Origin of the sequence: Micromonospora craterilacus (assembly GCF_003236315.1) — a bacterium.
Lineage (GTDB): Bacteria > Actinomycetota > Actinomycetes > Mycobacteriales > Micromonosporaceae > Micromonospora > Micromonospora craterilacus.
The window spans coordinates 1-2,211 of sequence record NZ_POTY01000429.1 but is presented as its reverse complement, the minus strand read 5'-3'; the positions used below and the strand labels follow the sequence as shown (position 1 = coordinate 2,211).

Sequence of the window (2,211 nt, the reverse complement as noted above, 5' to 3'; positions counted from 1 at the left end):
GGGTCAGGCGGTGAAGTCGAGGATCACCTTGATGTCCTGCGGCCCCGGGGAGTAGGCGGCGGAGCGCGGTGGCGCACCGTCGCTGGGCGGGGCGTCGAGCGGCGGGGCGAGCAGGTCGGGACGGGGTACGCCACCGATGCCGGACTGCTCGGCGGCGATCTTCTCCTGAAGGCGGAGGATGCCGTGCAGCAGCGCCTCCGGCCGGGGCGGGCAGCCGGGCACGTAGACGTCGACCGGGATGAGCTGGTCGACGCCCTTGGTCACCGAGTACGAGTCCCAGTACGGGCCGCCGCAGTTGGAGCAGGCGCCGAACGAGATGACGTACTTCGGCTCGGGCATCTGGTCGTAGAGCCGCTTGATCGCCGGGGCCATCTTGTCGGTGACCGTGCCGGAGACCACCATCAGGTCGGCCTGCCGGGGCCCGTGCGCGAACGGGATCACGCCGAGGCGCATGAAGTCGTGCCGGGACATGCTGGTCGCGATGAACTCGATGGCGCAGCAGGCCAGCCCGAAGTTGAAGACCCAGAGCGAGTACCGCCGACCCCAGTTGAGCACGAACCGGATCGGCTCGCCGAGCACCGCCGGTAGCTGCACGACCGCCCCCTTCCCGTCCCGGACAGTCAACCACAGCACCGGCGTCCGCCCGGAGGGCAGCCGAGTCAGTAGGTGGGGCGTTGCAGCAGGCTCACGAACTCGACCAGCAGCCGCTCCCGCAGCGCCGGTGGCGCGGCGTCGAGCAGCGTGTTCACCGTCGCCAGCCCCTCCGGCAGCCGGCCACCTCCGCTCAGGCCCAGCTCGGCGGCCAGGCCGGCGACCAGGTCGCCGGTGAGGGAATCCGGGGAGAGCGAGCCGACCAGGGCGAGCAGCTCCGGCGGCAACGCGACCGACCCCGCCGCGCGGGCGGCGGCGACCGCCTCGGCCAGGTCGGGGGCGAACTCGGCCGCCCGGGGTGCCACCGCCGCGGTCACCGTCAGGTGCACGCTGCGCGGCAGGCCGGCGTACGTCAGCTGGGGTTGGGTGTGCCAGCCGCGCGCGGCCAACTCGTCGACCAGCACGAACAGGTCGGGCCCGGGATCGGTGGCGGCGAAGCAGACCACGGTCGACTCGGGCTCGGCCACCAGCCGCAGCCCGTCCACGCCGCGCACCGCGTCGGCCAGTACCTCTACCGCCGCCCGGGTCCGGCGGGTCAGCTCCAGGTAGCCGTCGTCGCCGAGGTGCCGCAGGGTGGCGTACGCGGCGGCGATCGGGCCACCGGACCGGGTGGAGGAGATCACCGGGTTGATCATCGTGTACCCGGGCCAGTCGGCGTACGCGAAGTACTGCGGGGCGCGCAGCGCCGGGTCACGGTGCAGCAGCACCGAGACGCCCTTCGGGGCGTACGCGTACTTGTGCAGGTCCACCGAGATGGAGGTGACCCCGGGCACGGCGAAGTCGAACGCGGGCACCGGTGCGCCGAGGCGACGCAGGTACGGCAGGGTCCAGCCGCCGAAGCAGGCGTCCACGTGGCAGCGCACCCCGGCCGCGGCGGCCACCTCGGCGACCTGTTCCACCGGGTCGACGACGCCGTGCGCGTACGACGGGGCGGAGCAGGCCACCAGCACCGTCTCCGGCCGGATCGCGGCGGCCATGTCGGCGACCGCCGGCCGCAGGGTGGCCGGGTCGAGCGGCACCGGGTCGAGTTCCACCCGCAGGTAGTGGGCCGCCTTGGCGAACGCGGCGTGGGCGCTGGCCGGTACCACGATCCGGGGCGCGGCAACGTCCGGCCGGGCGTCCCGGGCCGCCTTGACGGCCAGGATAAGCGACTCGGTTCCCCCGCTGGTGACGCTGCCGACCGCGTCCGGCGCGCTGGTGCCCGGCCCGCCGCCGAGCAGCCGTGCCGCCGCCCCGACCAGCGCGTTCTCCATGGCCAGCAGGGATGGAAAGGCGGTCGGGTCGAGCCCGTTGACGTGGGCGCTCTCGGCGTACGCGGCGGCGGTCAGCGCGTCCAGCCCCGCCACGCCCGGGTCGTACACGTACGCGAACAGCCGCCCCCCATGCGTAGGCCGGTCCAGCGCCCGCAACTCCCGGATCTCTGCCAACACTCGCTCTCCCGGCACCCCGTGCACGGGCAACGCCGACCGGTCTTCGTCGATCATGGAGTAATGGTGCCCTTTCCGTGCGGCTTGGCGGCTTTCCTCCCCCAGCACGCCGGAGGGGGCGGTGGTTAGGGGG

General features: G+C 73.6%; 2 protein-coding genes. Both read right to left on the bottom strand.

What is annotated here, in order from left to right:
- Window positions 1-3 precede the first annotated feature (3 nt).
- On the bottom strand, window positions 4-594 hold the full coding sequence (locus tag C1I95_RS33430; RefSeq protein ID WP_111220068.1) for an NADH-quinone oxidoreductase subunit B: 591 nt from the start codon (window positions 592-594) through the stop codon (window positions 4-6).
- Between the two features lie 65 nt (window positions 595-659).
- On the bottom strand, window positions 660-2,135 hold the full coding sequence (locus C1I95_RS33425; protein ID WP_111220067.1) for a pyridoxal phosphate-dependent decarboxylase family protein: 1,476 nt from the start codon (window positions 2,133-2,135) through the stop codon (window positions 660-662).
- Window positions 2,136-2,211: the final 76 nt, after the last annotated feature.